Annotated in this window: 20 protein-coding genes; 14 read left to right on the forward strand and 6 right to left on the reverse strand. The window is 70.2% G+C overall.

The annotated features are described in order from the left end of the window. Positions 1-10: 10 nt before the first annotated feature. From DEU36_RS13520 to DEU36_RS13530, 3 genes are read right to left on the reverse strand one after another with little or no spacing between them, the layout of a single operon-like run. A complete protein-coding gene (locus DEU36_RS13520; RefSeq protein WP_120264847.1) occupies positions 11-877 on the reverse strand; it encodes an A/G-specific adenine glycosylase in 867 nt (288 codons plus the stop codon). A gap of 4 nt (positions 878-881) precedes the next feature. Next, positions 882-3,260, reverse strand: a complete 2,379-nt coding sequence (locus DEU36_RS13525) for a glycosyl hydrolase family 95 catalytic domain-containing protein (protein WP_183045404.1) — start codon at positions 3,258-3,260, stop codon at positions 882-884. 34 nt (positions 3,261-3,294) lie between these two features. Next, entirely contained in the window at positions 3,295-4,296 is a 1,002-nt protein-coding gene (locus DEU36_RS13530) for a LacI family DNA-binding transcriptional regulator (RefSeq protein WP_120264849.1), read from the reverse strand. A gap of 259 nt (positions 4,297-4,555) precedes the next feature. On the opposite strand from DEU36_RS13530, the gene DEU36_RS13535 reads away from it, so the two are divergent. The 5 genes from DEU36_RS13535 (at position 4,556) to DEU36_RS13555 (ending at position 9,638) form a co-directional block, all read left to right on the forward strand. Continuing rightward, positions 4,556-5,833, forward strand: a complete 1,278-nt coding sequence (locus DEU36_RS13535) for an ABC transporter substrate-binding protein (protein WP_220700932.1) — start codon at positions 4,556-4,558, stop codon at positions 5,831-5,833. Between the two features lie 61 nt (positions 5,834-5,894). Beyond that, positions 5,895-6,866: a carbohydrate ABC transporter permease gene (locus tag DEU36_RS13540; protein ID WP_120264851.1), complete on the forward strand. Its 972-nt coding sequence runs from the start codon at positions 5,895-5,897 to the stop codon at positions 6,864-6,866. Beyond that, positions 6,863-7,777 carry a carbohydrate ABC transporter permease gene (locus DEU36_RS13545; protein WP_259455381.1) on the forward strand — a complete coding sequence of 305 codons (915 nt, stop codon included), beginning with the start codon at positions 6,863-6,865 and terminating at the stop codon, positions 7,775-7,777. The genes DEU36_RS13540 and DEU36_RS13545 overlap by 4 nt, the downstream gene beginning before the upstream one ends. Further along, the gene (locus tag DEU36_RS13550) at positions 7,774-8,553 is read left to right on the forward strand and encodes a ThuA domain-containing protein (protein WP_120264853.1); all 780 of its coding nucleotides are present in this window, start codon (positions 7,774-7,776) and stop codon (positions 8,551-8,553) included. The genes DEU36_RS13545 and DEU36_RS13550 overlap by 4 nt, the downstream gene beginning before the upstream one ends. After that, the gene (locus DEU36_RS13555; RefSeq protein ID WP_183045405.1) at positions 8,550-9,638 is read left to right on the forward strand and encodes a Gfo/Idh/MocA family protein; all 1,089 of its coding nucleotides are present in this window, start codon (positions 8,550-8,552) and stop codon (positions 9,636-9,638) included. Before DEU36_RS13550 ends, DEU36_RS13555 begins: the two co-directional genes overlap by 4 nt. 292 nt (positions 9,639-9,930) lie before the next feature. On the opposite strand, the gene DEU36_RS13560 is transcribed toward DEU36_RS13555, so the two are convergent. Both DEU36_RS13560 and DEU36_RS13565 read right to left on the reverse strand, forming a co-directional pair. Beyond that, entirely contained in the window at positions 9,931-11,205 is a 1,275-nt protein-coding gene (locus DEU36_RS13560; RefSeq protein WP_259455382.1) for a glycoside hydrolase family 27 protein, read from the reverse strand. Beyond that, a complete protein-coding gene (locus DEU36_RS13565) occupies positions 11,202-13,409 on the reverse strand; it encodes an alpha-galactosidase (protein ID WP_120264856.1) in 2,208 nt (735 codons plus the stop codon). Before DEU36_RS13565 ends, DEU36_RS13560 begins: the two co-directional genes overlap by 4 nt. 76 nt (positions 13,410-13,485) lie before the next feature. On the opposite strand from DEU36_RS13565, the gene DEU36_RS13570 reads away from it, so the two are divergent. Beyond that, a complete protein-coding gene (locus tag DEU36_RS13570; protein ID WP_120264857.1) occupies positions 13,486-15,312 on the forward strand; it encodes a beta-L-arabinofuranosidase domain-containing protein in 1,827 nt (608 codons plus the stop codon). 22 nt (positions 15,313-15,334) lie between these two features. Here DEU36_RS13570 and DEU36_RS13575 read toward each other — a convergent pair whose 3' ends face one another. Further along, positions 15,335-16,351: a LacI family DNA-binding transcriptional regulator gene (locus DEU36_RS13575; RefSeq protein ID WP_120264858.1), complete on the reverse strand. Its 1,017-nt coding sequence runs from the start codon at positions 16,349-16,351 to the stop codon at positions 15,335-15,337. Between the two features lie 92 nt (positions 16,352-16,443). On the opposite strand from DEU36_RS13575, the gene DEU36_RS13580 reads away from it, so the two are divergent. The 8 genes from DEU36_RS13580 (at position 16,444) to DEU36_RS13615 (ending at position 23,812) form a co-directional block, all read left to right on the forward strand. Continuing rightward, positions 16,444-17,628, forward strand: coding sequence for a Gfo/Idh/MocA family protein (locus DEU36_RS13580; protein ID WP_120264859.1), 1,185 nt, complete (start codon positions 16,444-16,446; stop codon positions 17,626-17,628). Then, the gene (locus DEU36_RS13585; protein ID WP_120264860.1) at positions 17,625-18,332 is read left to right on the forward strand and encodes a ThuA domain-containing protein; all 708 of its coding nucleotides are present in this window, start codon (positions 17,625-17,627) and stop codon (positions 18,330-18,332) included. Before DEU36_RS13580 ends, DEU36_RS13585 begins: the two co-directional genes overlap by 4 nt. Further along, positions 18,305-19,399, forward strand: coding sequence for a Gfo/Idh/MocA family protein (locus DEU36_RS13590; RefSeq protein ID WP_120264861.1), 1,095 nt, complete (start codon positions 18,305-18,307; stop codon positions 19,397-19,399). Before DEU36_RS13585 ends, DEU36_RS13590 begins: the two co-directional genes overlap by 28 nt. Beyond that, positions 19,396-20,913: an alpha-N-arabinofuranosidase gene (locus tag DEU36_RS13595; RefSeq protein WP_120264862.1), complete on the forward strand. Its 1,518-nt coding sequence runs from the start codon at positions 19,396-19,398 to the stop codon at positions 20,911-20,913. Before DEU36_RS13590 ends, DEU36_RS13595 begins: the two co-directional genes overlap by 4 nt. 146 nt (positions 20,914-21,059) lie before the next feature. Further along, positions 21,060-21,992: a tRNA pseudouridine(55) synthase TruB gene (truB, locus tag DEU36_RS13600; protein WP_120264863.1), complete on the forward strand. Its 933-nt coding sequence runs from the start codon at positions 21,060-21,062 to the stop codon at positions 21,990-21,992. Beyond that, positions 21,989-22,357 carry a hypothetical protein gene (locus DEU36_RS13605; RefSeq protein ID WP_120264864.1) on the forward strand — a complete coding sequence of 123 codons (369 nt, stop codon included), beginning with the start codon at positions 21,989-21,991 and terminating at the stop codon, positions 22,355-22,357. Before truB ends, DEU36_RS13605 begins: the two co-directional genes overlap by 4 nt. Positions 22,358-22,391: 34 nt before the next feature. Then, entirely contained in the window at positions 22,392-22,844 is a 453-nt protein-coding gene (locus DEU36_RS13610) for a hypothetical protein (RefSeq protein ID WP_120264865.1), read from the forward strand. Next, positions 22,841-23,812 carry a bifunctional riboflavin kinase/FAD synthetase gene (locus DEU36_RS13615; protein ID WP_120265174.1) on the forward strand — a complete coding sequence of 324 codons (972 nt, stop codon included), beginning with the start codon at positions 22,841-22,843 and terminating at the stop codon, positions 23,810-23,812. Before DEU36_RS13610 ends, DEU36_RS13615 begins: the two co-directional genes overlap by 4 nt. Positions 23,813-23,828: the final 16 nt, after the last annotated feature.

Below are 23,828 nucleotides of genomic sequence, written 5' to 3' on the forward strand. Positions count from 1 at the left end.
TTCTGTTTCGTCAGCGGGGGAGGCACAGCCGGCCGTCGACGGCTTCGACCAAGCCGTCGGAGACGAGCGAGTCGATCGCACGGTCGCGCTGAACCGTGTCGGGCCAGTCGCCGATGACATCGTCCACAGCCACGTCGTGTGTCTGGGCTGACCGCAGAACCTTGAGGATCGCGCCTCGCGTCTGCCGGTCGCTCCCTTCGTAGCGCGCTTGCTTCACGCGGGTGTCGCCGGTGTCGGGGTAGCCGGCGGCACGCCAGGCGCAGCGGTCCGCCAGCGGGCAGAGGTCGCACCGTGGCACCCGGGCCGTGCAGACGAGCGCCCCGAGCTCCATCGCCGCGGCGTTCACGACCGTCGAATCGGTGACGTCGTCGGGCAGGATCTCGGCCATGTCGGCGAGGTCGCGCTTGGCTGCCGGCCCGGGCTGTGATCGACCCTGAACGGCTCTGGCCAGGACTCGACGGGTGTTGGTATCGACGACGGGGTGCCGATCGCCATACGCGAAGACGGCGACGGCACGCGCGGTGTAGTCGCCGATACCGGTCAACGCGAGCAGATCGTCGACGTCGCGGGGCACGACGCCCGTGTGGCGGTCGCGGATCTCGACGGCGGCACGGTGCAGCCAGAGCGCGCGCCGCGGGTATCCGAGGTTGGCCCACTGCCGCACGGCGTCGGCCGGGGCGGCTGCGGCGAGGGCCGCCGGCGTCGGCCATCGCTCGAGCCACGCCTCGAGCAGGGGGATCACCCGTGCCACCGGGGTCTGCTGCAGCATGAACTCGCTCACGAGGATGCCCCAGGCGCCGAATCCCGGGCGTCGCCACGGGAGATCGCGCGCGTTGTCGCGGTACCACGCGATGAGCGGCGAGGCGAGGTCGGGCACCCGTTCAGCCTACGATGTCGCGACCGTGCGCCTCCGCCGTCGTGTCGCTCCGCCGCATCCGCAGGGTGACGGCGCCATCGCCCAGAGCGATGACCCGCCGGGTACCGTCCGCTTGGCCGTGCTCGTCCTCCCACGTGAACCCGGATCCGGTGCGCACGGCCGTCGTGCCGGTGGGGCGGAGCCACGAGGCTGCGGGCAGCCGGCGCAGCTGGGCCGTCGCCCCGCGCTCGTCCCACGACAGCTGATCGATCACGATTCCGCCGCGCGCCCGGAGCCCGGTGATCCTCCCGCTCGGCCATCGTGGCGGCAGCGCCGGCAGCAGCTCCAGCGAGTCCAGCGTCGATCGGCACAGCATCGTGGCGACGACGGCGGGCAGTGCGCCGCTGGCGTCGAGGTTGAAGATGTTGCCGGCGTCGTGAGTGGTCGTCAGCGATGGGCGCCAATGCAGAAGAGCGAGCCACTCGACGCACCGCACCGCCGCTTCCGCATCGCCGAGGGCTGCGGCCGCCTGACCGAGCTGCCCGAGACCGAAGGCCATCTCCATCCGGCCCGGCGGGGGAGCGGGATCGTGTGCTCGCCACGCGATCTTGTCGGCGGTCGTGCGCCGGGCGGCCTGCCGCAGCGCGGCGGCCGACGGACCGTCACCCGTGAACGCCTCGTCGGACTCGTACCAGAGCGGGTACAGCTGCGAGGCGTGCCGGTGAGCGATGTTCTCCGGCGTCGCCGGGTCGAGCCACTCGGCCAGCGTCCCGTCGGGTGCCACGGCGAGGTCGGGGAGGCTGTTCGCCAGCGCCTCCCACCGTTCGTCGAGCGAATCGTCGCCCCGAGCGCGCCCGAGCAGACGGGCCGCGCGGGCGGCGTCGCGGTATGCCGCGATGTCGATGGCGGCATCGATCGCGAGTGGCGTCGCCGATCCGGCGGGGGTGTTCTCGGGCGAGTAGCTCGGCGAGAAATGGCGGACGCCGCCCTCGACGACTGTCGCGGTCTCGCCGAAGGCGAGTACACCGGTGACGAGTCCCCAGAGCCGGCCGTCGACGATCGAGCGATCGCCCGTGAGCGCCACGATGTCCGCCGCTATGCGGAGGACCCACGGGCCGGCGCCTGCCCAGAAGACGTGCGGGTACGCGCGGTCGACGTGGTTCGCGATGCCGTGTGTCGACATGCGAGAGGGAAGCAGCATCCCGGCGGCGCCGTAGATCCGGCGCGCGTTCTCGCGGTAGTCGTCGAGGTGAGGGAGGACCAGTTCGAGGAGCGAGCGGGCGAGTTCGGGGCTTCCCGTCAGGCCGATGCCGGCGAGAGCGCCGTTCTGCACGTTGCCGTTCATGGTGTAGTCCGCCGACCACGCCGGCCTCCAGGTGCCCTGCCAGACGCCCTGCAGGGTCGGGGGTAGCTCTCCGGTGGCGGCGATGATGTTCGACCGCCCCGACACGTAGGCGATCTCGATCGCGTGCCGGACGGCGTCGGCGTTCCCCGACCGCGCTTCGCGCCAGAGCTCACCGGTCGTCGCAGCATCCGCACCGGGTACGCCATGGAGGTCGAGGAGCGAGGAGGTGACGAGTGAGCCGTGGTCGCGTTCCTGCGAGCGGAGACGCTCGTCCCAGTCGGCACCGGGTGCGGGAGCGGGCGATCGTCCGGTGACGGACAGATCGAACCGCACCGTGCGACGGTCGCCGCTCGGGACGTGGATCCGCGCTTCCAGCGCGTCTTCCGCTGCCCGCCAGGCGACGTGGTGCCCGGGGGTCGTGGCGGCGACGGCGGCGACGACCCGGGCGGCCCTGTCGACGATCTCGAGGTGCCCGACCTCGCCCGCGCGCGTCCGTCCCGCGACGGTCCCCGTGTAATCGGGCGCGAACGAGGCGGCGGGAGAGTCATCGGTCGGTGCGAGCCTCAGGCGGATCCGCATCTCGGTGTCGGTGTCTGATTCGAGTGCGAGCTCGACCGTGTCGGTGCCGCGCGCGGCGACGACGCGGACCCGGTGCGTCGCGCCGGAGTCGTCGCACCAGGTCACGCTCGCCATCCCACGCGCGAGGTCGATCTCGCGCGTCGTCGACGCGCATCCGCCCGGGGTCGTCACCGTCAGCGAGCCGCAGAGCGCGAGCGGATCGGTCCAGACGAGGTCGGCGAACCCGGCCTCCGCCAGAGCGGAGTCGAAGATGTCGCCGGCCAGGCGGGAGTCACCGCGAGCGAGAGCGGCCCGCAGCCGTGGCACGGCCTCGCGAAGCAGCGGTGCCGGCGGTCGCGGGTTGGCGGGCAGGAAGAACCTCTCGTGCGCCATCGAGATGCGCAGGTCGTCGCCGGTTCCGTGGATGACGGCGCCGACGCGGCCGCTTCCGACGATGAGGCCGTGCTCCCACGAGTCGGCCGGTTCGGTGCTTCGGAACACCAGATGCGGGTGCGCGCTCACTCCGCCGCCGCGGTCACAGCGATTCCCGGTGGACGAGCGAGGTGGGCAGCACCTGCACGCGCTCGACGGTTTCACCGCGGATGGCGCCGAGCAGCGTGTCGGCGGCGGCGCGACCCATCTCCTCGAGCGGCTGGCGCACGGTCGTCAGCGGGGGATCGTTCGTCGCCGCGAGGAGGACGTCGTCGAAGCCGACGAGTGAGAGGTCGGTCGGCACACGCCTTCCGGCGGCCTGGAGCACGCGCATGGCACCGGCGGCCATGAGATCGGAGCACGCGAACACCCCGTCGAGGGTCGGGACGCGCTGCAGCAGCCGGGCCATCGCCGCCGTCCCGCTGTCGAGGGTGAAGTCGCCGTGGACGATGGGTCCCGGCTCGATGCCGTGGCGCGCGAGCTCGTCGGTCCAGCCGCGGGTGCGTTCGCGGGCCTGTTCCATGTCGAGCGGCCCCGTGATGATGCCGATGTTGCGGCGTCCGTGTTCGACGAGCGCTCGCGCGGCGAGGACCCCGCCCCCGTAGTTGTCGGAGTCGATCACGATCGGGTCGGGGCCGATCTCGCCACGCGGCCGGCCCACCCACGCGATCGGCACGGGCGAGTCGGCGAGCCTGTCGACGAGGTGGGTGATCTCGTGCTGGAGCACCACGATCGCGCCGTCGATCGCGCCGGATCGCAAGAACCGCGGGATGCGATCGAGGTCTTCGTGATCGGCGGGCAGCAGCACGGGCTGCACCTCGCCGGCGGATAGGCCCTTGGCCGCGCCCTTCATGACCGCCGTGAAGAACGTGCCGCTCAGTCCGCCCAGCTCGTCGAACGCGATGACGAGTCCGATCGCGCCGGCTCGTCCGCCGCGCAGCACCCGCGCTGCGAAGTTCGTCTCATAACCCAGGCGCGCGGCCTCGCGGCCGACGGCTGCCGCCATGGCCGGGTCGACGTTCGTCGCTCCGGCCAGGACGCGCGCGGCCGTGGCGCGTGAGACGCCGGCGGCGCGGGCGACGTCGACGATGGTCGGTCGAGACATGGCTTCCTCTTCCTCAATTCCGGATCGGAGCGCGAAAGATCGTTCTCCGACGCGATGATCTTTGCACGACGGTAGCCGCCGTGCGCAACTTTGCGACGGTGACGGGGGTCTCTCCATGCGTGTCACGAAACAGAAGGATGCTGCGGCTTGCCAGGCATTCGAACACGGGATACTGTGTCCCGGCATGAGAGAACGATCTCTCAGTGGGGTATCTGATCGCCCCGCGCACATCACATGTCCCCAAAGAAGAGGAGCAGTTGTGAATCGTCGCAGACTGGCCCTGCCCATCGCAGCTCTCGGCGTCGTCGCGATCGCGATGACCGCGTGCACATCCGGTGGATCCGGCGGCGGGTCGGATGACCCGAACGCCGAGTTCGAGTTCTGGTCGTTCACGGGTATCGGGCAGCAGGACTCCGTCAACCAATATCTCGAGCAGAACCCGGACGCCAAGGTGAAGCTGTCGGAGGTGGGCAGCACCGCCGAGACCGCCACAGCGCTCACCGCGGCCCTCGCCGGCGGACGCGTTCCCGACCTCGTCATGATCCAGAACGACGAGCTGCCGAAGTTCATCGCGAACCCGAGCAACTTCATCGATCTGCGTACCCTCGGGGGTGATGACCTCGGCGAGGGGTATCTCGACTGGGCCATCGCCGAGGCGACCGGCGAGGACGGATCGATCGTCGGCATCCCGACGGATATCGGCGGACTGGGGTTCGCCTACCGTGCCGACCTCTTCGAGGCGGCGGGGCTTCCGACCGACCCGGATGAGGTCGCCGAGATGTGGTCGACGTGGGACGGCTTCATCGAGATGGGCAAGAAGTACACGGCCGCGACCGGAGAGCCCTTCGTCGACAACGTCGAGACGAGCGTCTTCTTCTCGACCGTGAACCAGGTCACCGAGAAGTACTACACCCCCGACGGCGAGCTCATCTTCGACACCAACCCGCAGGTCGAGGAGGCGTTCGACGTCGCGGTGCGCACCTACGAGGCGGGCATCAGTGCCGGTATCGCCGCGTGGTCGTCCGGCTGGGCGCCGGGCAAGGCGAACGGCGCCTTCGCCGTGAGCACGGCACCGTCGTGGATGCTGTCGGGCTACAAGAACGACGCACCCGACACCGAGGGTCTCTGGCGAGTGGCCTCGATCCCGGGCGTCGGCGGCAACTGGGGCGGCAGCGTCATCGCGATCCCGGCCCGCGCGAAGAACCCGCAGGCGGCATGGAAGTACATCGAGACGATGCTCTCGCCCGAAGGCCAGACGGCTCACTTCGCCCGCACCGGCACCTTCCCGGCAGCCAAGAGCGCTCTCGAGAGCACCGAGGTCACCAGCTACACCGACCCGTTCTTCGGGGACTCCCGGATCGGTGAGGTCATCAGCAACTCGGTGCTGCAGTTCCAGTCGTTCCACAACGGACCCGACACGAGCGCGATCGGGGCGGCACTGCTCAACGCGCTCGTCGACATGGAGGCGGGTAACGTCGCGCCGCGCGAAGCGTGGCAGACCGGCGTCGACAGCGCCCGGGCCGCGATCGGCGGTTGACCTTACCCGTTCGGTGGTGGTCCGCCCCTGGGCGGACCACCACCCTCATCGAGGACGCACCATGACTGCGACAGCCACCGCCACCTCCATCACCATCGACAAGAGAACCGCTCGGCGCGAACGTCCGCCCAGACGCGCCATCCGACAGCCGCTCGCCGAGCGCATCGCGCCCTACATCTACATCGCCCCGTTCTTCGTCATCTTCTTGATCTTCGGGCTGTTCCCCCTGCTGTTCACGTTCTACGTGGCCCTGTTCGACTGGAACCCGATCGGCGAGCAGACGTTCGTGGGCCTGGCGAACTTCGAGCGGCTCGTCCAGGACACGCGCTTCTGGAACGCGTTCGTGAACACCTTCGGGATCTTCCTCATCTCCACGATCCCGCAGCTGCTCCTGGCTCTCGGGCTCGCGCACCTGCTGAACCACGCGACCCTGAAGATGGCGAACTTCTTCCGCATGGCGCTGCTGGTTCCCTACATCACATCGGTCGCCGCGACAGCCCTCGTCTTCGCGCAGATCTTCGACAAGAACTTCGGGCTCATCAACTGGGTGCTCGACCTCTTCGGCATCCCGGCGGTGAACTTCCTGTCGTCGCAGGTCGGCTCGTGGATCGTCATCTCGTCGATGGTGATGTGGCGCTGGTTCGGATACAACACGCTGCTCTACCTCGCCGGGCTCCAGGCGCTCCCGCGCGAGATGTACGAAGCGGCCTCGGTCGACGGCGCATCGGGATGGCAGCAGTTCATCCACCTCACCATCCCGTCGCTGCGCCCCATCATCATCTTCACGGTCATCATGTCGACCATCGGCGGTCTGCAGATCTTCACGGAGCCGCTGCTGGTGGCCCCGGAGTCGGGGCTGACCTGCGGCGGCGGGCGCCAGTGCCAGACCCTCGCGCTGTTCCTCTACGAGCAGGGCTTCGGCCAGTTCGAGTTCGGCTACGGCTCGGCGATCGGCGTCGCCCTCTTCGTCGTGGTCGTCGTCGTGTCGGCGATCAACTTCTTCCTGACCACCCGCACCCGAAAGGCCCGATGATGTCCGACGCCGTCGACACAGCTGTGCCGCACCCCCTCGCCCCGGCCGCCCTGAGCGCGCCCCGCAAGCGTCCTCGGCGCGGCGGCGGTCGCGTCGGACGCGTGCCGTGGCCGGTCTACGTCCTGCTCGGGATCGCGGTCGTGATCAGCGTCTTCCCGCTCTACTACATGTTCGTGATCGCCTCGGTGGGGGCCTCCGCCGTCACCTCGATCCCGCCGCGCTTCTACCCCGGACTGAACTTCTTCGACATCGCGACGAAGGTGTTCGACACCGTGCCCTTCTTCCAGTCGCTGCTCAACAGCGCGATCGTCTCGCTCTCGATCGCGGTCATCGCGTCGCTGCTGTGCGCGCTGGCCGGGTTCGCCTTCGCGAAGCTGCAGTTCCGGGGCCGTAACGCCCTGTTCGTCATCGTGCTGCTCACCATGACGGTGCCCGCTCAGCTGAGCGTCATCCCGCAGTACCTGATCATCTCGTGGCTGGACTGGGTCGACACCCTGCAGGCGATCATCGTGCCCGGGCTCGCCAGCGCGTTCGGCATCTTCTGGATGCGGCAGCACATGGCGACCACCCTCAACGACGAGCTCATGCATGCGGCCCGCATCGACGGTGCGAACAGCTGGCAGATCTTCTGGCGTATCGGATTCCCGGTGGTGCGGCCGGCGGCGTTCGTGCTCGGTCTCATCACGTTCACGTCGGTGTGGAACGACTTCATGTGGCCCTTCATCGTGCTGAAGTCGCCCGAGCTGTTCACGGTGCAGATCGCGCTCAAGCAGCTGCAGGCGAACCGCTCGATCGACCTCGCGCTGACGATGGGCGGATCGTTCCTGGCGACACTGCCGCTGCTCATCGTCTTCTTCGTCGTCGGGCGGCGTATGGTGGCGGGCATCATGGACGGGGCGTTCAAGGGGTGACGAGCACAGCGAGCGCCCCCATCCGCGTGCTGGTGTGGGGCGAGAACCATCACGAGAAGCACCACGACATCCCGCGCGCCCTCTACCCCGACACGATGCACGGGACCATCGCCGCCGGGCTTCGGCGACTGCTCGGCGACGATGCCGTCGTCGAGACGGCGACACTCGACGATCCCGAGCACGGTCTGAGCGAGGAGCGGCTCGCGCAGACCGACGTGCTGTTCTGGTGGGGACACCTCCTGCACCACGAGGTCGACGACGTCGTCATCGAGCGGGTGCACCGCCACGTGCTCGGCGGGCTCGGGTTCGTGGCGCTGCATTCGGCGCATTTCTCGAAGGTCTTCGTCCGTCTCATGGGGACGACCTGCGCGCTGCGCTGGCGCCAGGCGCAGGACCGCGAACTCGTGTGGACGGTCTCGCCCACGCATCCGATCGCGGCGGGTGTGCCGCAACCGATCGTCATCCCCGAACAGGAGATGTACGGCGAGTTCTTCGACGTGCCGCAGCCGGACGAGCTCGTGTTCGTCTCCAACTTCTCGGGCGGCGAGGTGTTCCGCTCGGGGATGACGTTCTTCCGCGGCCACGGGCGGGTGTTCTACTTCTCGCCGGGCGACCAGGACTATCCCGTCTACCATCAGCCCGAGATCCAGCTCGTTCTCGCCAACGCGGCACGATGGGCTCGGAACGATCGCCCCCGCGGCACCGCCCGGCTGGCGATGCATCGGACGGGGGAGTGGGACACTCCGCGCGAGTGGAACGGCGAGGAGCAGTCGTGAACGGAGACGCCCGTCGTGTCGTCGTGGTCGGGGCCGGAGCGATGGGGAAGGCGTGGATCGACACGGTCGCCCGCCGTCCCGATCTCGAGATCGTCGGGCTCGTCGATGTCGTCGTCGACGCCGCACGGACCGCTGCGCTCGAGCGGGGCCTCGTCGTGGCGAGCTTCGGCTCGGTCGACGACGCGCTCGCCGCACTCGGCGTTGACCTGGTCGTCAATGTCACGATCCCGCAGGCGCATCTCGAGGTGAGCGCGGCAGCGCTGCGGGCGGGTGTTCCCGTCCTCAGCGAGAAGCCGGTGACGCCGACCGTGGCGGAAGCGCTGCTGCTGTCCGCCATCAGCGCATCGACGGGAACCCTGATGGCGACGAGCCAGTCGCGTCGGCATTCCCGGGGGATCCGGGCCTTCCGTGATGCTCTCGTCGCCCTCGGCGGGGCCGAGCAGCTGGACGTCCGCTTCTTCCAGAACCCGCGGTTCGGGGGCTTCCGCGACGAGATGCCCTCGCCTCTGCTCGTGGACATGGCCATCCACCAGTTCGATCAGGCGCGATACCTGCTCTCGGGCGAACCCGTGTCGGTCTACTGCGAGGAGTTCTCGCCGAGCTGGAGCTGGTACCGCGGTGACGCTGCGGCAGAGGCGGTCTTCCGTTTCGCGGACGGGCGCCGTTTCTCGTACTCCGGCAGCTGGTGCGCCGACGGGCTGACGACGTCATGGAATGGCGACTGGCGGGGGAGCGCCGCCGGCGGATCCGCTGCCTGGGACGGTGAGACAGAGGTCGTGGTCCAGCCCCGAGAGGGCAGCGCGCAGGCCTGCGCGCTGGCGGACGGGGCCGAGGGACTGGATGCCGCGCTCGCCGAGTTCGTCGCGGCCCTCGACAGCGGTCCGGTGCCGTCCGGCGAGATCACGCGGAACATCGGCAGCCTCGCGATGGTCGAGGCGGCCGTGGCGTCCGCGGCCACCGGCGCCCCGGTCAGGTTCGACGACCTGTTCGAGCGGGCATCGGCGCGCGCCGAGGAGCTCGCTCGCGTCGGGGGCTTCGATGACGCCGCCGGCGTGCTCGGGAGCGACCCGCGCCGCGCGTCCTGACGGTCAGCCCGACGCCGGCCCAACGCCGGCCCGACGCCAGTCCGACGCCGGCTCGACGCCAGTCCGACGCCGGCTCGACGCCAGCCCGACGCCGGCCCGACGCCAGCACGACGCCGGCCCGACGTGAATGGTCGTGTCAGCGGCGAGTTGGCAGCCGTTTGCGTCGGCTCGCGTGCCGGAGGGGAGCGCGGGTCGTCGATGGTCGCCGACCCGACGTGAATGGTCGTGTCGGCGGGGGATTGGCAGCCGTTTGCGTCGGCTCGCCGTCGGGCGGGGCCGCGCCGCCCGACGGTCAGCCGAAGACGAGCAGGCGCGTGCCGTGACCGGGCACCGTCAGTATGACGCGTCCTTCGGCGATTTCGACGGGGTCGCCGCTCCACACGTCCGTGCACGAACCCGTCCCCGCGGCACCGACCCCGAGATCGGCGAGGTGGACGACGAGATCCTGAGTGTCGTCGCCGAGCCAGAAGACCGCGCGGTAGGCGCGTGCGCCCACCCGCGCGCTCCAGATGACGAGGTCGCCGTCGCGCACGATCTCGCGCGACTCCTCGCCGTCACGCAGGGCGAGGACCCCGGCGTTGCGCAGGAGGTCGAGCGTCTCGGGCGGGGTGTCGGGGAGGTGGCCGCCCATCATCAACGGAGAGCGCATCATGCTCCACAACGTCATGACGGTGCGCTGCTCCTCGACCGTGAGGCGGCTCAGACGATCCTCGCCGACGTGCCCGCGCACGCCGATGCGGCCGAAGGGGAGCATGTCGGCATCCGCCCATGCCCCGCGCTGCTGGAACGGGGCCCAGCGGGCCGCGCGCTGGAACTGTTCGACCACCTGGGGCCAGTCGTCCCAGAAGTCGTCGGAGATCCGCCACATCTGACCGTGATCCCGGAGGGTGTCGAGGTGCGCGAGCGACAGTCGCTTGCCAGGCGACAGGCTCAGGACCATCGCCCGTCCCGACCGATCGATCGCGCGTGAGATCGCGGCGATCTCGGCCGTCTCGACGGGCGGGTAGAGCACGTCATCGAGCTTGACGAAGTCGACGCCCCAGGCCGCCAGCTGCGCCATGACCGAGTCGTAGTATTCCTGGGCTCCGGGCGCGGTCATGTCGACGCCGTAGTTGTCGGGGTTCCACACGCAGGCATTCGAGCGGTCGGCGATCGCGTCGCACGTCGCGTCGGGGTGACCCGAGACGGGCAGGGCCGCGTCTGCTGCGGCGCGCGGGACGCCCCGCATGAGATGAACGCCGAAGCGCAGGCCGAGCTCGTGGATGCGGTCGGCGAGGGGGCGGAAGCTCCCGTCCGCCGCGGAAGGGAAGCGTTCGGGCGCGGGCAGCGGCCGGCCCCATGCGTCGAGCAGCGGCCGTGAGACCTCTCGATAGTCGTGCGCGCCCGGATCGGGTTCGTACCACTGGATGTCGACGACGATCGTGTCCCACCCGAAGCTGAGCAGATGCTCGGCGGCATATTCCGCGTTCGCCAGGACCTCGGCCTCCGTCACGGACGACCCGAAGCAGTCCCAGCTGTTCCACCCCATCGGGGGTCGGGATGCCGCGGCCCGGCGCTCGGCGATCACGATGGCGTCACCGCCGCGAGGTGCACGACGGCCGCGCGATCGGGGTGGAAGGTCGGGAACTCCAGCCCGACCCGCGAGAGCACGGCACCCGCGATGACCGGGCCGGTTCCGGTCCCGCCACCACCGAGCGGCGGGCTCTCTCGGAGCCAGGCGGGAACCTGCCAGGGCGGTCCGAACGACTCGGAGCCGCTCACCGACACGCGGTAGCTCCGATCGATCGACAGACCGGGGAACCGGACGCGCGCGATCGTGTCGGGCGAGGTCGTCGGAGTGACGATCGTGAACAGCGCCTCGGACCGGTCGGGCGCGACGACCCCGCGCACCTGCGGAGCCGCGGTGTCGAGCTCGCCCGACCCGACGGTTCGCCCCGACGCGATGAGGTCGCGGTGCCGGCGGTACCGCGCGATCCAGTCGCCGAGGACGCGCCGGTCGTGCTCGTCGAGATCGCGGATGTCCCATTCGATGCCGAAGTGGCCGAGGAAAGCCACGGCGCACCGGAACTGCAGGTCGTGGGTGCGTCCCGTGACGCTCGACACGGGGGAGGCGACGTGCGATCCCATCATCTCCGGGGGCACCAGCAGGCCCGTCCACCGCAGGATGCCGAAACGGTCGTGCGGGTCATGGCTGTCGGACGGATGGATCCGGTCGGTCCGCTCGAGGATGCCCAGGTCGACCCGTCCGCCGCCCGAGGCGCAGCTCTCGATCTCGAGGTCGGGGTGACGACGGCGGAGTTCATCGATGAGTCGGTACACCGCAAGGGTCTGCTCGTGGACCGCGGGGGCGCCCGAGGCGGGGTGCCCTGCGGCGATGAGGTCGCGGTTGTGATCCCACTTGAGGTAGCTCACACCGACGTCCTCGATGAGCCCGTCGAGCACTCCCAGGACGTGGTCGAACGCGGCGGGCTGTGTGAGGTCGAGCACCTGCTGGAACCGGTAGCGCGGGGGAAGCTCGGGCCCAGCCCGCAGGATCCATTCGGGGTGCGCGCGGGCGAGGTCGGAGTCCTCGTTGATCATCTCGGGCTCCACCCAGAGCCCGAACTCCATGCCGAGCGCACGGACCTCGTCGGCCAGCGGACGGAGGCCGTCGGGCCAGGCGACGGGGTCGGGTGACCAGTCGCCGAGCCCGGCGCGGTCGTCGTTGCGCCCGCGGAACCAGCCGTCGTCGAGAACGTAGCGTTCGACGCCGAGCTCCGCCGCGCGGCCCGCCAGGTCGACGAGCACACGGTGGTCGTGATCGAAGTACACCGCCTCCCAGACGTTCATCGTGACGGGACGGGGGCGGCGTGAGGAACGCGAGAGTGCGCGCAGGTGAGCGTGGAAGCGAGCTGCAGCGTCGTCGAGACCGTATCCGTAGCTGCCGAACACCCAGGGTCCGGCGTACTCCTCGCCGGGCGCCAACCGGATCTCGCCGGGGAGGAGCGACTCGCCGCCCCGGAAGTGCAGGCGCCCGTCGGTGCGCTCGACGGTGTGCTCGTGGTTCCCGCTGAATCCGACGTGTCCGATCCACACCTCGCCGGCGTCCGCGGAGAAGCCAGGCGTGCCGACGGCCTGCACGAGCGTCGCGTCGAGGCCGGTTCGTCCGCGCCGGGAGGTGCGCGTGTGGTCGCCGCGGACGACCGGATGCCGCTGAGGGATGCGTTCGTGCCCCCACCGACCGGTGAAGTCGAGGACCTCCTGCGCCCATGTCGGCACCGGAAGGGCGACGGCGAGTGCCTGGACCTCGAGGGGCGCGGGGGTCGTCGCGGCGATCGCGGTGTTTCGGACTCGCGCGCGGGTGCGGAGGAGGCCGTCGCGCGTGAGATCGATCTCTAGCGTGAGCTCGATCTCCGCCGTGTCATCGTGAAGGACCGCGCCGACCCGCCCCGCCCCCGCCGAGGTCACGCCCGGTCCGGCTTCGGCACCATCGACGGCGAGCGAGCGCAGTGCGAAGCGCGGCGCCCATCCCGAGCCTCCTCGATGTGCCGAGAGCCCCGGCGCCCCGAACCACCCGCGGCTGTGCTCCGGGAGCACACTCGCGCGGTACGGAACGTCGGAATCGCCGTCGATCCCGCTCCTCCTCTCAGCTGCGACGAACGTGAGGAGGTCGGGCTCCGACGATGTCAGGGCCGCGCCCCAATGGACGATCTCCGGCATCCCATCATCGGTCGTCGCGATCACGACGGAGACGTCCTCGGCACTGAGGTGGATCACGCGCATGGAATCCATGCTCCTATTCTGCTGACATCGCTCGGGCGGTACAGTCAGAGATCGATCTCAGCACATCGAAGGAGATGGCACAACCATGACCACATCCGCTCTCGCGCCGGACAGCGTCCGGCTGCTGCCGGGCACCTACGATCGCCGTCGTCGCGTCAATCGCGACTATCTCGTATCGCTCGACGAACGCGCTCTCGTGCAGAACCACCGCATCGAGGCGGGCATCGGCGATCAGGGCTGGCACCTGAAGCCCTCGGTCACCCCGGGAGTCGAGACCGGCTGGGGACGCCACTGGGGGTGGGAGACGCCCGGTGCCCTCTTGCGGGGACACTTCGTCGGCCACTGGATGTCGGCTGCCGCGCGCGAGGTCGCCGTCACCGGCGACCCGGTGCTGCGCGGCAAGCTGTCAGTGGTGCTCGACGAGCTCCAGGCCTGTCAGGACGCGGGCGAGGGATGGGTGTTCGGTATCCCGCGGACGTTCCTGCGCCGGCTCGCCGAAGGTCGCGAGGTGTGGGCGCCGCAGTACAACATCCACAAGACCTTCATGGGTCTGGTCGACGTCCACCGAGACCTCGGCGACGAGCGCGCCCTGCGTATCGCCCACCGTGCTGCCGGGGTGCTCGCGGAATGGGCTCGGGCGTTCGGGCGCGAGGAGTTCCAGGCCCTCCTCGAAGTCGAGACGGGCGGCATGCTCGAAGTCTGGGCCGACCTGCTCGAAGCCACCGGCGATGACGACCTCTACCGCGACCTGCTCGATCGATACGACCACCGGTCGCTCTTCGACGGTCTGCTGGCGGGCGAGGACATGTTGACCAACATGCACGCCAACACGACGATCCCCGAGGTGCTCGGCGCCGCACGGGCGTTCGAGGTCACCGGCGAGGAGCGCTGGCGCCGCATCGTCGAGGCGTACTGGGACTGGGCCGTCGCCCGCCGCGGGACCTTCTGCACCGGGGGACAGACCTCGGGCGAGATCTGGACGCCGCCGTTCTCCTTCGCTGCACGGCGAGGCGCGAAGACGCAGGAGCACTGCGCGGTCTACAACATGATCCGGCTCGCGGACGTGCTCTACCGATGGACCGGTGATGCGTCGTACCTCGATTACATCGAGGCGAATCTGGTCAACGGCATCCTCGCGCAGCAGCATCCCGGCACCGGCATGGTGAGCTACTTCCTGCCGCTGCAGAGCGGAGCTCGCAAGGAGTGGGGATCGCCCACGGAGGATTTCTGGTGCTGCCACGGCACGCTCGTGCAGGCGCACACGCGCCACGCGTCGCTGGCGGTGTACGCCGACGCCGAAGCCGTCACGATCGCTCAGTACATCCCCGTCCGCGCCGACATCGACACGCCATCCGGCGCACTCGCCGTCGAGGTGCGCACCCTCGACGACGCGCTGTACGTCGGTCCCGATGCGAACGCGGGCCCCGGCGGATCGACGCATCGGCCGCACGCGCTGCGGGTCTCGGTCGTGATCGAATCGGCGCCGACGGTGAGCGGTCGCGTGCGGATGCGCGTGCCCGCCTGGACCGTGGGTGACGTGGATGTCCGGTCGGAAGCGGCCGCGGTGCACCGTGATCGCTTCATCGAGATCGATCATCCCGGCGGGCGAACCGAGGTCGAGCTGGGTTTCGGATTCGAGCTGCGGACGGTGCCGCTTCCCGACGAGCCCGCCACCGTCGCCTTCGTCGAGGGTGGCGTGGTCCTCGCGGGGCTCGTCGACCGGGAGACGCCGCTCGTCGGCGACGTCTGCGACCCGACGACGCTGCTCGCGGCGGACGACGAACGCCAATGGTCGCAGTGGCTCACGCGGTACCGCAGTGTCGGGCGCTCGGCCGGCATCCGTTTCGTGCCGCTGAACGAGGTCGTCGACGAGCGTTTCGCGGTCTACTTCCCGGTCGTCACGCCCGCGTGAGCCGCCTCGGCGGCACGGCCGGTCAGCGCGGGCGGCCGGTCGAGCCGCGGGCTACGAGGACCGTCGGCAGCTCGACCACTTCGTCGGCGAGCTGTGCACCGCCGGCCATCTGCGCCAGGAGCGTGACGGCCGCGGCCGCCATCTCGCGGATGGGCTGGCGGATGGTGGTGAGCGGGGGGTGCAGCCACCGCGCCCCGCGTACGTCGTCGTACCCCACGACGAGGACGTGGCGCCCCACGGCGAGTCCCGCTTCGGCGATGGCCCGGTAGGCGCCGGCGGCCATCTCGTCGGAGCAGGCGAACAGCCCGATGGGACCGTCGCCGCCGAGGTCGTCGAGCGCTGCGGCGCATGCCCGCCGCGCGTCCGCCGCGCCCCAGTCAGCCGTCGTCAGAACGCGAGGCGCCCCCGGCGCCGCCTCGTCGAGCGCCGAGAGGAAGCCCTCGATCCGCGCGCGGCCGTACCGGTACGACGGTGCCCCGCCGATCACGATGAAGCGGCGGGCGCCCTGTGCGAGGAGATGCTCGGCCGCCGCCGAGCCGCCCGCGTGATCGGTGTTCCGCACGCTCGGCACATGCTGGGTGGTACCCGACGGCGGCTCGAGCAGCACGACGGGGATGCCGGCGCCGTGCATGATCTCCAGCTGCGCCGTCGTGGGCAGGATGAGACCGAGCACGACCCCCGCCGACCCTCGGGAGCGGATGCGGGCCGGCCAGTCGTCATCGGGATCGTCGCGCTCGGCGGTGAGGACGAGATCGTAGTTCAGGCGCGAGGCCGCGGTGTGCGCGCCCGCGACGACCTCGTCGGTGTAGGGGTCGTGGAAATGTCCGAGAACCAGATCGAAGATGCGAGACGTCCCGCCGCGGGGTCGGCCCCGCGGGGTGCCGTTGCGCGCGTAGCCGAGCTGCTCGGCGGCTGCGAGCACGCGTGTGCGGGTCTCGGGCGACAGCTCGCCGCGACCGCGCAGCGCCCGCGAGACGGTCGCCACGCTGACCCCGGCTGCTGCGGCGACGTCGGTGAGGCTCGGGCGGGTAGCGGGCATGTTCCCTATTTTGCGCAAACCGCGCCGTCCGCGTCGAGAGGCTGTGACATCGTGGTCCGCGATCACACGCACCGGTGCGGAGGGAGACGAGGATGTCGAGACGATTGCGCATCGCGATCATCGGAACCGGGTTCATGGGACGGATGCACGCGCACGCCTGGCGCACCGCTCCGCGCTTCTTCGACCTGTCGATCGAGCCGGAGGTCGTCGTGCTCGCGGGAAGCGACGCGCAGCGCGCCGCCGACGCCGCGTCACGCTTCGGTATCGCCGAGTCGAGCGACGACTGGCGCAGCGTCATCGCACGCGACGACATCGACGCCGTCGACATCTGCACCCCCGGCGACACCCATGCCGAGATCGCGCTCGCCGCGCTCGACGCCGGTCTGCACGTGCTGTGCGAGAAGCCGCTGGCCAACGACGTCGCCGACGCCGATCGGATGACGGATGCCGCCGCTGCTGCGGCCTCGCGCGGAGTCGTCGCCATGTGCGGCTTCAGCTACCGCCGAACGCCCGCCCTCGCTCTGGCGCGACGCTTGATCGAAGAAGGACGCATCGGCCGGATCCGGCACGTGCGCGCGCAGTACCTGCAGGACTGGCTCACCGATCCGGACGCGCCGTTCACCTGGCGCCTCGATCGCGAACGCGCGGGATCGGGCGCGCTCGGCGACATCGGCGCGCACAGCATCGACACCGCCCAGTGGCTCACGGGAGCGCGCATCACGAGCGTCTCGGGCGTCCTGCGCACCTTCGTCGACGAGCGCCCCGTCCTCGACGAACGCGTCGGGCTCGGCGGTCGTGCGGGTGCCGGTGCCGCGACCGAGCACGTGACCGTCGACGACGCCGCGGCGTTCACGGCATCCTTCTCCGATGGTGCGCTCGGCGTCTTCGAGACGACGCGCATGGCCACGGGACACCGCAACGCCAACCGCATCGAGATCAGCGGTGACCGCGGAGCGGTCGCCTTCGACTTCTCACACCTGAACGACCTGCTCTTCGCCGACGCGACACTGCCCGCCGGTGAGCAGGGTTTCCGGCGCATCGACGCTACCGAGCCCGAGCATCCCTACGCAGGAGCCTGGTGGCCGGCGGGACACGGGCTCGGATACGAGCACCTGTTCACGCATCAGAGCGTCGACTTCGTCCGTGCCGTCGCGGGCGAGGTCGAGGCGCATCCGTCGTTCGCCGAAGCGGCGCAGGTGCAGCGCGTCCTCGCGGCGGTCGAGGAGAGCGCGTCAACCGACAGCAGAAGCATCCGAGTGGAAGGGGTCAGCTCATGACCGCGAGACAGGCGCTCATCGTCCGAGGCGGATGGGAAGGGCACAAGCCCGTCGAGGCCACGAACCTCTTCGTCCCGTTCCTCGAGGAGAACGGCTTCGAGGTCCGCATCGAAGAGGACAACGAGGTCTACACCGACCGCGCGACGATGGAGCGCACCGACCTGATCGTGCAGTCCGTCACAATGTCGAAGATCTCGCGCGAGGCCTTCGCGGGCCTGCGCGACGCGGTCGAGCGGGGAACCGGACTGGCGGGCTGGCACGGCGGCATCGCCGACTCGTACCGCGACAACTCCGACTACCTCCAGCTCATCGGCGGACAGTTCGCGACGCACCCCGCGAAGCACCCCGACGCCCGCGTCGGTGACGAGACCGACAACTACCTCTGCTACACCGTCGACCTCACCGAGGCGGGTCGCCGCTCGGAGATCATGGCCGGTCTCGAAGACTTCACGCTGCGCACGGAGCAGTACTGGGTGCTCTCCGACGACCTCAACGACGTGCTCGCGACGACGACGCATCCCGTGCAGCCCTACCACCCGTGGCACCGCCCCATCACCTCGCCCGCCGTCTGGACGCGCGAGTGGGGACAGGGCCGCATCTTCGTCGCGACGCCGGGGCACAGCCTCGTCGTGCTGCGCGACGTCAACGTCCGCACCATCATCGAAAGGGGGATGCTGTGGGCGAGCCGCACGGCATCGGTGTAGTCGGCCTCGGGGTCATCTCGGGCCAGTATCTCGAGACGCTGGGCGATCACCCCGCCGTCCGTATCGCGGCGGCGGCAGACCTCGACGCCGACCGCGCCCAGGCGGTCGCCGAGAGGTTCCCCGGTGCCCGTGCCCTGTCGGTGGCCGAGCTCGTCGCTGACCCAGCCGTGCAGACCGTGCTGAACCTGACGATTCCCGCGGCGCACGGCGAAGTGGCGCGTGCCGCGCTCGCCGCCGGCAAGAACGTCTACGGCGAGAAGCCGCTGGCCGCCACGTTCGACGAAGCGCTCGGCGTCATGGCCGGCGCGAACGGCGCGTGGGTCGGTGGCGCCCCCGACACCGTGCTCGGGTCCGGTGTGCAGACCGCGCGAGCGGTCGTGGATGCCGGTGAGATCGGCCGACCGGTCGCAGCCGTCGCGACGTGGCTGTCGTCGGGCCATGAGGCCTGGCACCCGCATCCCGACTTCTACTACCGCGAGGGCGGCGGGCCGCTCTACGACATGGGGCCGTATTACCTCACCGCGCTGTTCCACGTGCTGGGGCCCGTCGTCAGCGTGTCGGGTGCGTCGTCGCGATCGCGCGATGAGCGCACGATCGGCTCGGGCCCGCGAGCGGGGGAGCGCATCCCCGTCGAGATCGACACGCATGTCACCGGTGTGCTCGAGCACGCCGGCGGTGCGGTGTCGACGGTCACCTTCAGCTTCGACGCCGCCGCGACGCACGCCGCGCCGATCGAGGTGCACGGTGAGAGCGCGTCGCTGACCCTGCCCGACCCCAACTTCTTCGACGGCGACGTGACCCTGCGTCGACCGCGTGCCGGGGAGTGGACGGCGATCGCGCCGCGCGCGGGATACCGCGGCGCGGGTCGCGGTATCGGGGTCCTCGACTTCGTGCGCGGGGGCCCGGGCGCCGGACGTGCGAGCGGCGAGGTCGCCCTGCACGTCCTCGAGATCATGAGCGCCCTCACCCGATCGGCCCGAGACGGCCGCCGCATCACCCTGACCACGACCGCGGAGCGTCCTCCGCTGGTCCCGCTCACCGAGCACGAGCACTGGAGAACCACATGACCTCGTCCGCCCGTGCGGTCATCGACCTCGACGTCGTCGGCGATCGCATCAGCCGCCACATCTACGGGCACTTCGCCGAGCACCTCGGCCGCTGCATCTACGACGGATTCTGGGTCGGCGAGGATTCGGCGATCCCCAACATCCGCGGCATCCGCACCGACATCGTCGAAGCGCTCCGCGCGCTCGACATCCCGAACCTGCGCTGGCCGGGCGGATGCTTCGCCGACACGTACCACTGGCGCGACGGCATCGGTCCGCGCGAGCAGCGGCCGAAGATCGCCAACACGAACTGGGGCGACGTCGTCGAGAGCAACCACTTCGGAACCCATGAGTTCATGGACCTGTGCGACTTGCTCGGCACCGAGGCCTACGTCAACGGCAACGTCGGCAGCGGCACGGTGCAGGAGATGTCGGAGTGGGTCGAATACCTCACGCGCGACGACGACAGCCCCATGGCGCGTCTGCGCCGCGAGAACGGACGTGACGAGCCCTGGCGCGTGCCGTTCTGGGGCATCGGCAACGAGCCCTGGGGGTGCGGGGGCAATCTGTCACCGGAGTTCTATGCGGAAGAGGCGCGGCGCTACGCGACCTACTGCCACGACCACGGCGAGAACACGTTGACGCTGATTGCCGCCGGTGCCAACGAGGACGACTTCGAGTGGACGCGCGTGCTGGTGAAGTCGCTCGTCGAATCGCACGCCGCGAACCTGTACGACAAGCACCCGTACCAGGCGATCTCGTTCCACTACTACACGCACACCGGATCGGGCATCAACCGCGAGGACGCGACGACCTTCACCGACGCGCAGTTCTACGACACGATGGCCTACGCGCTCGACTTCGAGCGGGTCGTGCGCGGGCACGTCGCGGTCATGGACTCGTACGACCCCGACAACCGGGTGAGCCTCGTCTGCGACGAGTGGGGCACGTGGTGGAACGCCGAGAAGGGGACGAACCCGGGCTTCCTGTTCCAGCAGAATACGATCCGCGACGCGCTCGTGGCCGGCATCCACTTCGACATCTTCCACCGCTATGCGCGGCGCATCTCGATGGCCAACATCGCCCAGACCGTCAACGTGCTGCAGGCGATGATCCTCACCGACGGCGACAAGCTCGTCCTCACCCCGACCTACCACGTGTTCGAGATGAACAAGGGGCACCAGGACGCCCGAGCGCTCGGCGCTCACATGCTCGACGCCCCGACCACGGCGGCGCGAGGCGGGGAGCTGCCGTTGGTGTCGATGTCGGCCTCGACGAAGGAGGGGTCGGCGCTCATCTCGCTCACCCATCTGTCGGCGGATGAGGAGTGCGAGGTGCGCATCGACCTGCGCGGCCGCGGTGCCCGCGTGACGCGCGCCCGTGTACTGGGAGCCGACAGCGCCACGACGTTCAACGATGCCGACCTCCCCGACCGTGTCGAGCCGCGGCCCCTCGCGACCGCCCTCGACGACGGTGAGCTGGTCGTGACGATGCCGCCGCACTCGTTCGCGACCGTCGAGCTGGCGCTGGACTGATCGCGCGGGACCGGCGCGCGTGGGGTGAGGCGCAGTTCCGAGCTTCGGGCGCAGATGAAACCGCGCCCGGTGCGACGAACTGCGCCCGAAGCGTCGGCGGTGGGCGCCGGGCCGAGCCGCGCGAGGCGTCGCCGTAGGCTGGAGGCATGCCCGAAACCGCGCCCCGCGGCATCCTGCTCGTCGACAAGTCGGGCGGGATGACCAGTCACGACGTCGTCTCCCGAGCCCGCCGAGCCCTCGGCACCCGCAAGATCGGCCACGCCGGCACGCTCGACCCGATGGCGACGGGTCTGCTGGTGCTCGGCGTGGGAGCGGCGACCCGCCTGCTGACCTACATCGTCGGCCTCGACAAGACCTACGAGGCGACGATCCGCCTCGGCGTCTCGACGGACTCCGACGATGCCGACGGCGCGGTGACCGGGCACGCGACAGATGCCGCGCTCGCCGCCGTCGACCGTGCGGGCATCGATCGCGGCATCGCGGCGCTCACCGGCGCGATAGATCAGGTGCCGAGTCGGGTGTCGGCGATCAAGGTCGGCGGGAAGCGGGCGTACGACCTGGCGCGCGCGGGGCAAGAGGTCGAGCTGAAGGCGCGACGGGTCACCGTCTCACGCTTCGATGTGCGGGAGGTCCGCGAGGTCGCGCTCGACGTCACTCCCGCCCGCGAAGGCGGGCCATCCCGAGCGATCGACGTCGACGTCGTCGTCGACTGCACGAGCGGCACCTACATTCGCGCCCTGGCCCGCGATCTCGGCGCCGCCCTCGACGTGGGCGGTCACCTCACGGCGCTCCGGCGCACCCGCATCGGACCCTTCGACGTGTCGGATGCCGTGACCGAGATCGTCCCGGACCTCGAACTCCTGCGCGATGCGGATGTCGCCGCGACCGTGCTCGGCGCCTTCGACGTGAGCGCCGACGAGGCCCGCGACCTGCGTCACGGCAAGCGACTCGTCGGAGCAGCCGCGCGCCTGTCGGCGCCGCATCCCGCTGCGATCGATCCCGACGGCCGGCTCGTGGGGATCGTCGAGCGTCGCGGCGATGACGTCAAGAGCCTCATGAACATGGCGGAGGACGCATGATTACGGTCTTCACCATCGTTCAGGTCGCCGTGGCGGTCGCCGCGGGCCTGCTCTGCACGGTGCTCGGTCTCGCGAACCGCCGCCCGAGCGACCTCTCGGTCGGAGCGCTCGCCCTCGTCGAAGTGCTTCTGATCGCCCAGGTCGTCGTCGCGATCATCGCCCCGCTGGCGGGCAATGCGCCGTCGGGCAGCCTGCTGGAGTTCTGGGTGTATCTCGTCTCGGCCGTGCTGCTGCCGCCGGCCGCTGTGTTCTGGGCCCTCATCGAACGCAGCCGCTGGAGCACCGTCATCCTCGGTGTCGCCGCCCTGTCCGTGGCGATCATGGTGTGGCGGATGCAGGTGATCTGGACGGTTCAGGTCGTCTGAAGCCGCCCGCGCGCCGCCTATCATTGGTGAGGTCATGGATCATCCCCGCCCTCGAATGACCGGCATCGGCCGCGTCCTGGTGGTCGTGTACGCCGTCATGGCGCTCGCCGCGACGGGACGCTCATTCGTGCAGATCGTCGAGGACTTCGCCAACGCCCCGCTGGCGTACTCGCTGTCGGCGGCAGCCGCGCTCGTGTACGTGCTGGCGACGGTGGCGCTTGTGAGATCGAGCTCGCGTGCCTGGTACGCCGTCGCGTGGGTCGCGATCTGCTTCGAACTGGTGGGAGTCCTCGTCGTCGGTACGCTCAGCCTCGTGCTGCCCGAACTGTTCTCGCACGACGCCACGGTGTGGTCGGGCTACGGCTTCGGGTACTTCTGGGTTCCACTCGCCCTGCCCTTCGTGGGCATCTGGTGGCTCGTGTCGCATCGCGACGGCGCAGCGGACCGCGACGAGCGTCCGGCCGTCCTGGAGGGATCGTCATGGTGACCGTGTATCGAGACCCCGCCGAGGTGCCCGCGGACTTCGGTCCGAGCGTCGTGGCCATCGGCAAATTCGACGGCGTGCACTCCGGACACCGCGCCGTCATCGACCGGGCCCGGGTCGACGCCGCGGCCCGCGGTGCGCGCGTGGTCGCGGTTACCTTCGACCGCAATCCGCTCAGCCTGCTGCGTCCGGAGCTCTGCCCCGAGCCGCTCGTCGCGCTCGATCAGAAGATCGGTCTTCTCGCTGCGGCGGGTGTCGACGCCGTCCTCGTGCTGCGATTCGACGCCGAGCTCGCCGCGCTCTCGGCACGCGACTTCGTCGAGGGCATCCTCGTGCGCGCTCTCGGCGCCGTCGGAGTGCTCGTCGGCGACGACTTCCGGTTCGGACGCGGCGGCGAAGGGGATCCCGACGTGCTCACCGCTCTCGGGCGTGAGCACGGATTCGACGTCGACGTCGTCACAGACGTCCGCGCACGCGACGCCGGTCGTCGCGTGTCGTCGACCTGGGTGCGCGACCTGCTCGCGGCGGGCGACGTCGCGGGTGCCGCTCGCCTCCTGGGCAGACCCCACGCGGTCGAAGCGGAGGTCGTGCACGGGCTGAAGCGCGGCCGCGAGCTCGGGTATCCGACCGCGAACCTGGCGACCGACGCCGCGGGCTTCATCCCGGCGGACGGTGTGTACGCGGGCTGGCTGGTCGATCTCGGAATGCCCGGAGCCGACGGGATGCTGCCCGCGAGCGTCATCCGCTATCCGGCGGCGATCTCCGTGGGCACCAACCCCACGTTCGACGACGTGCCGCAGCGCCAGGTCGAGGCGTACGTGCTCGACGAGACCGATCTCGACCTCTACGGTCACCGCGTCGAGGTGCGCTTCACAGCCCGTATCCGCGGGATGGTCGCTTTCGCGGGCATTCCCGCGCTGATCGAGCAGATGGACGACGATGTCGTCCGGGTGCGCGAGGCGCTCGCCTGAGGACAGCGCCTCGCGC

Source organism: Microbacterium sp. AG238 (assembly GCF_003610405.1).
Lineage (GTDB): Bacteria > Actinomycetota > Actinomycetes > Actinomycetales > Microbacteriaceae > Microbacterium.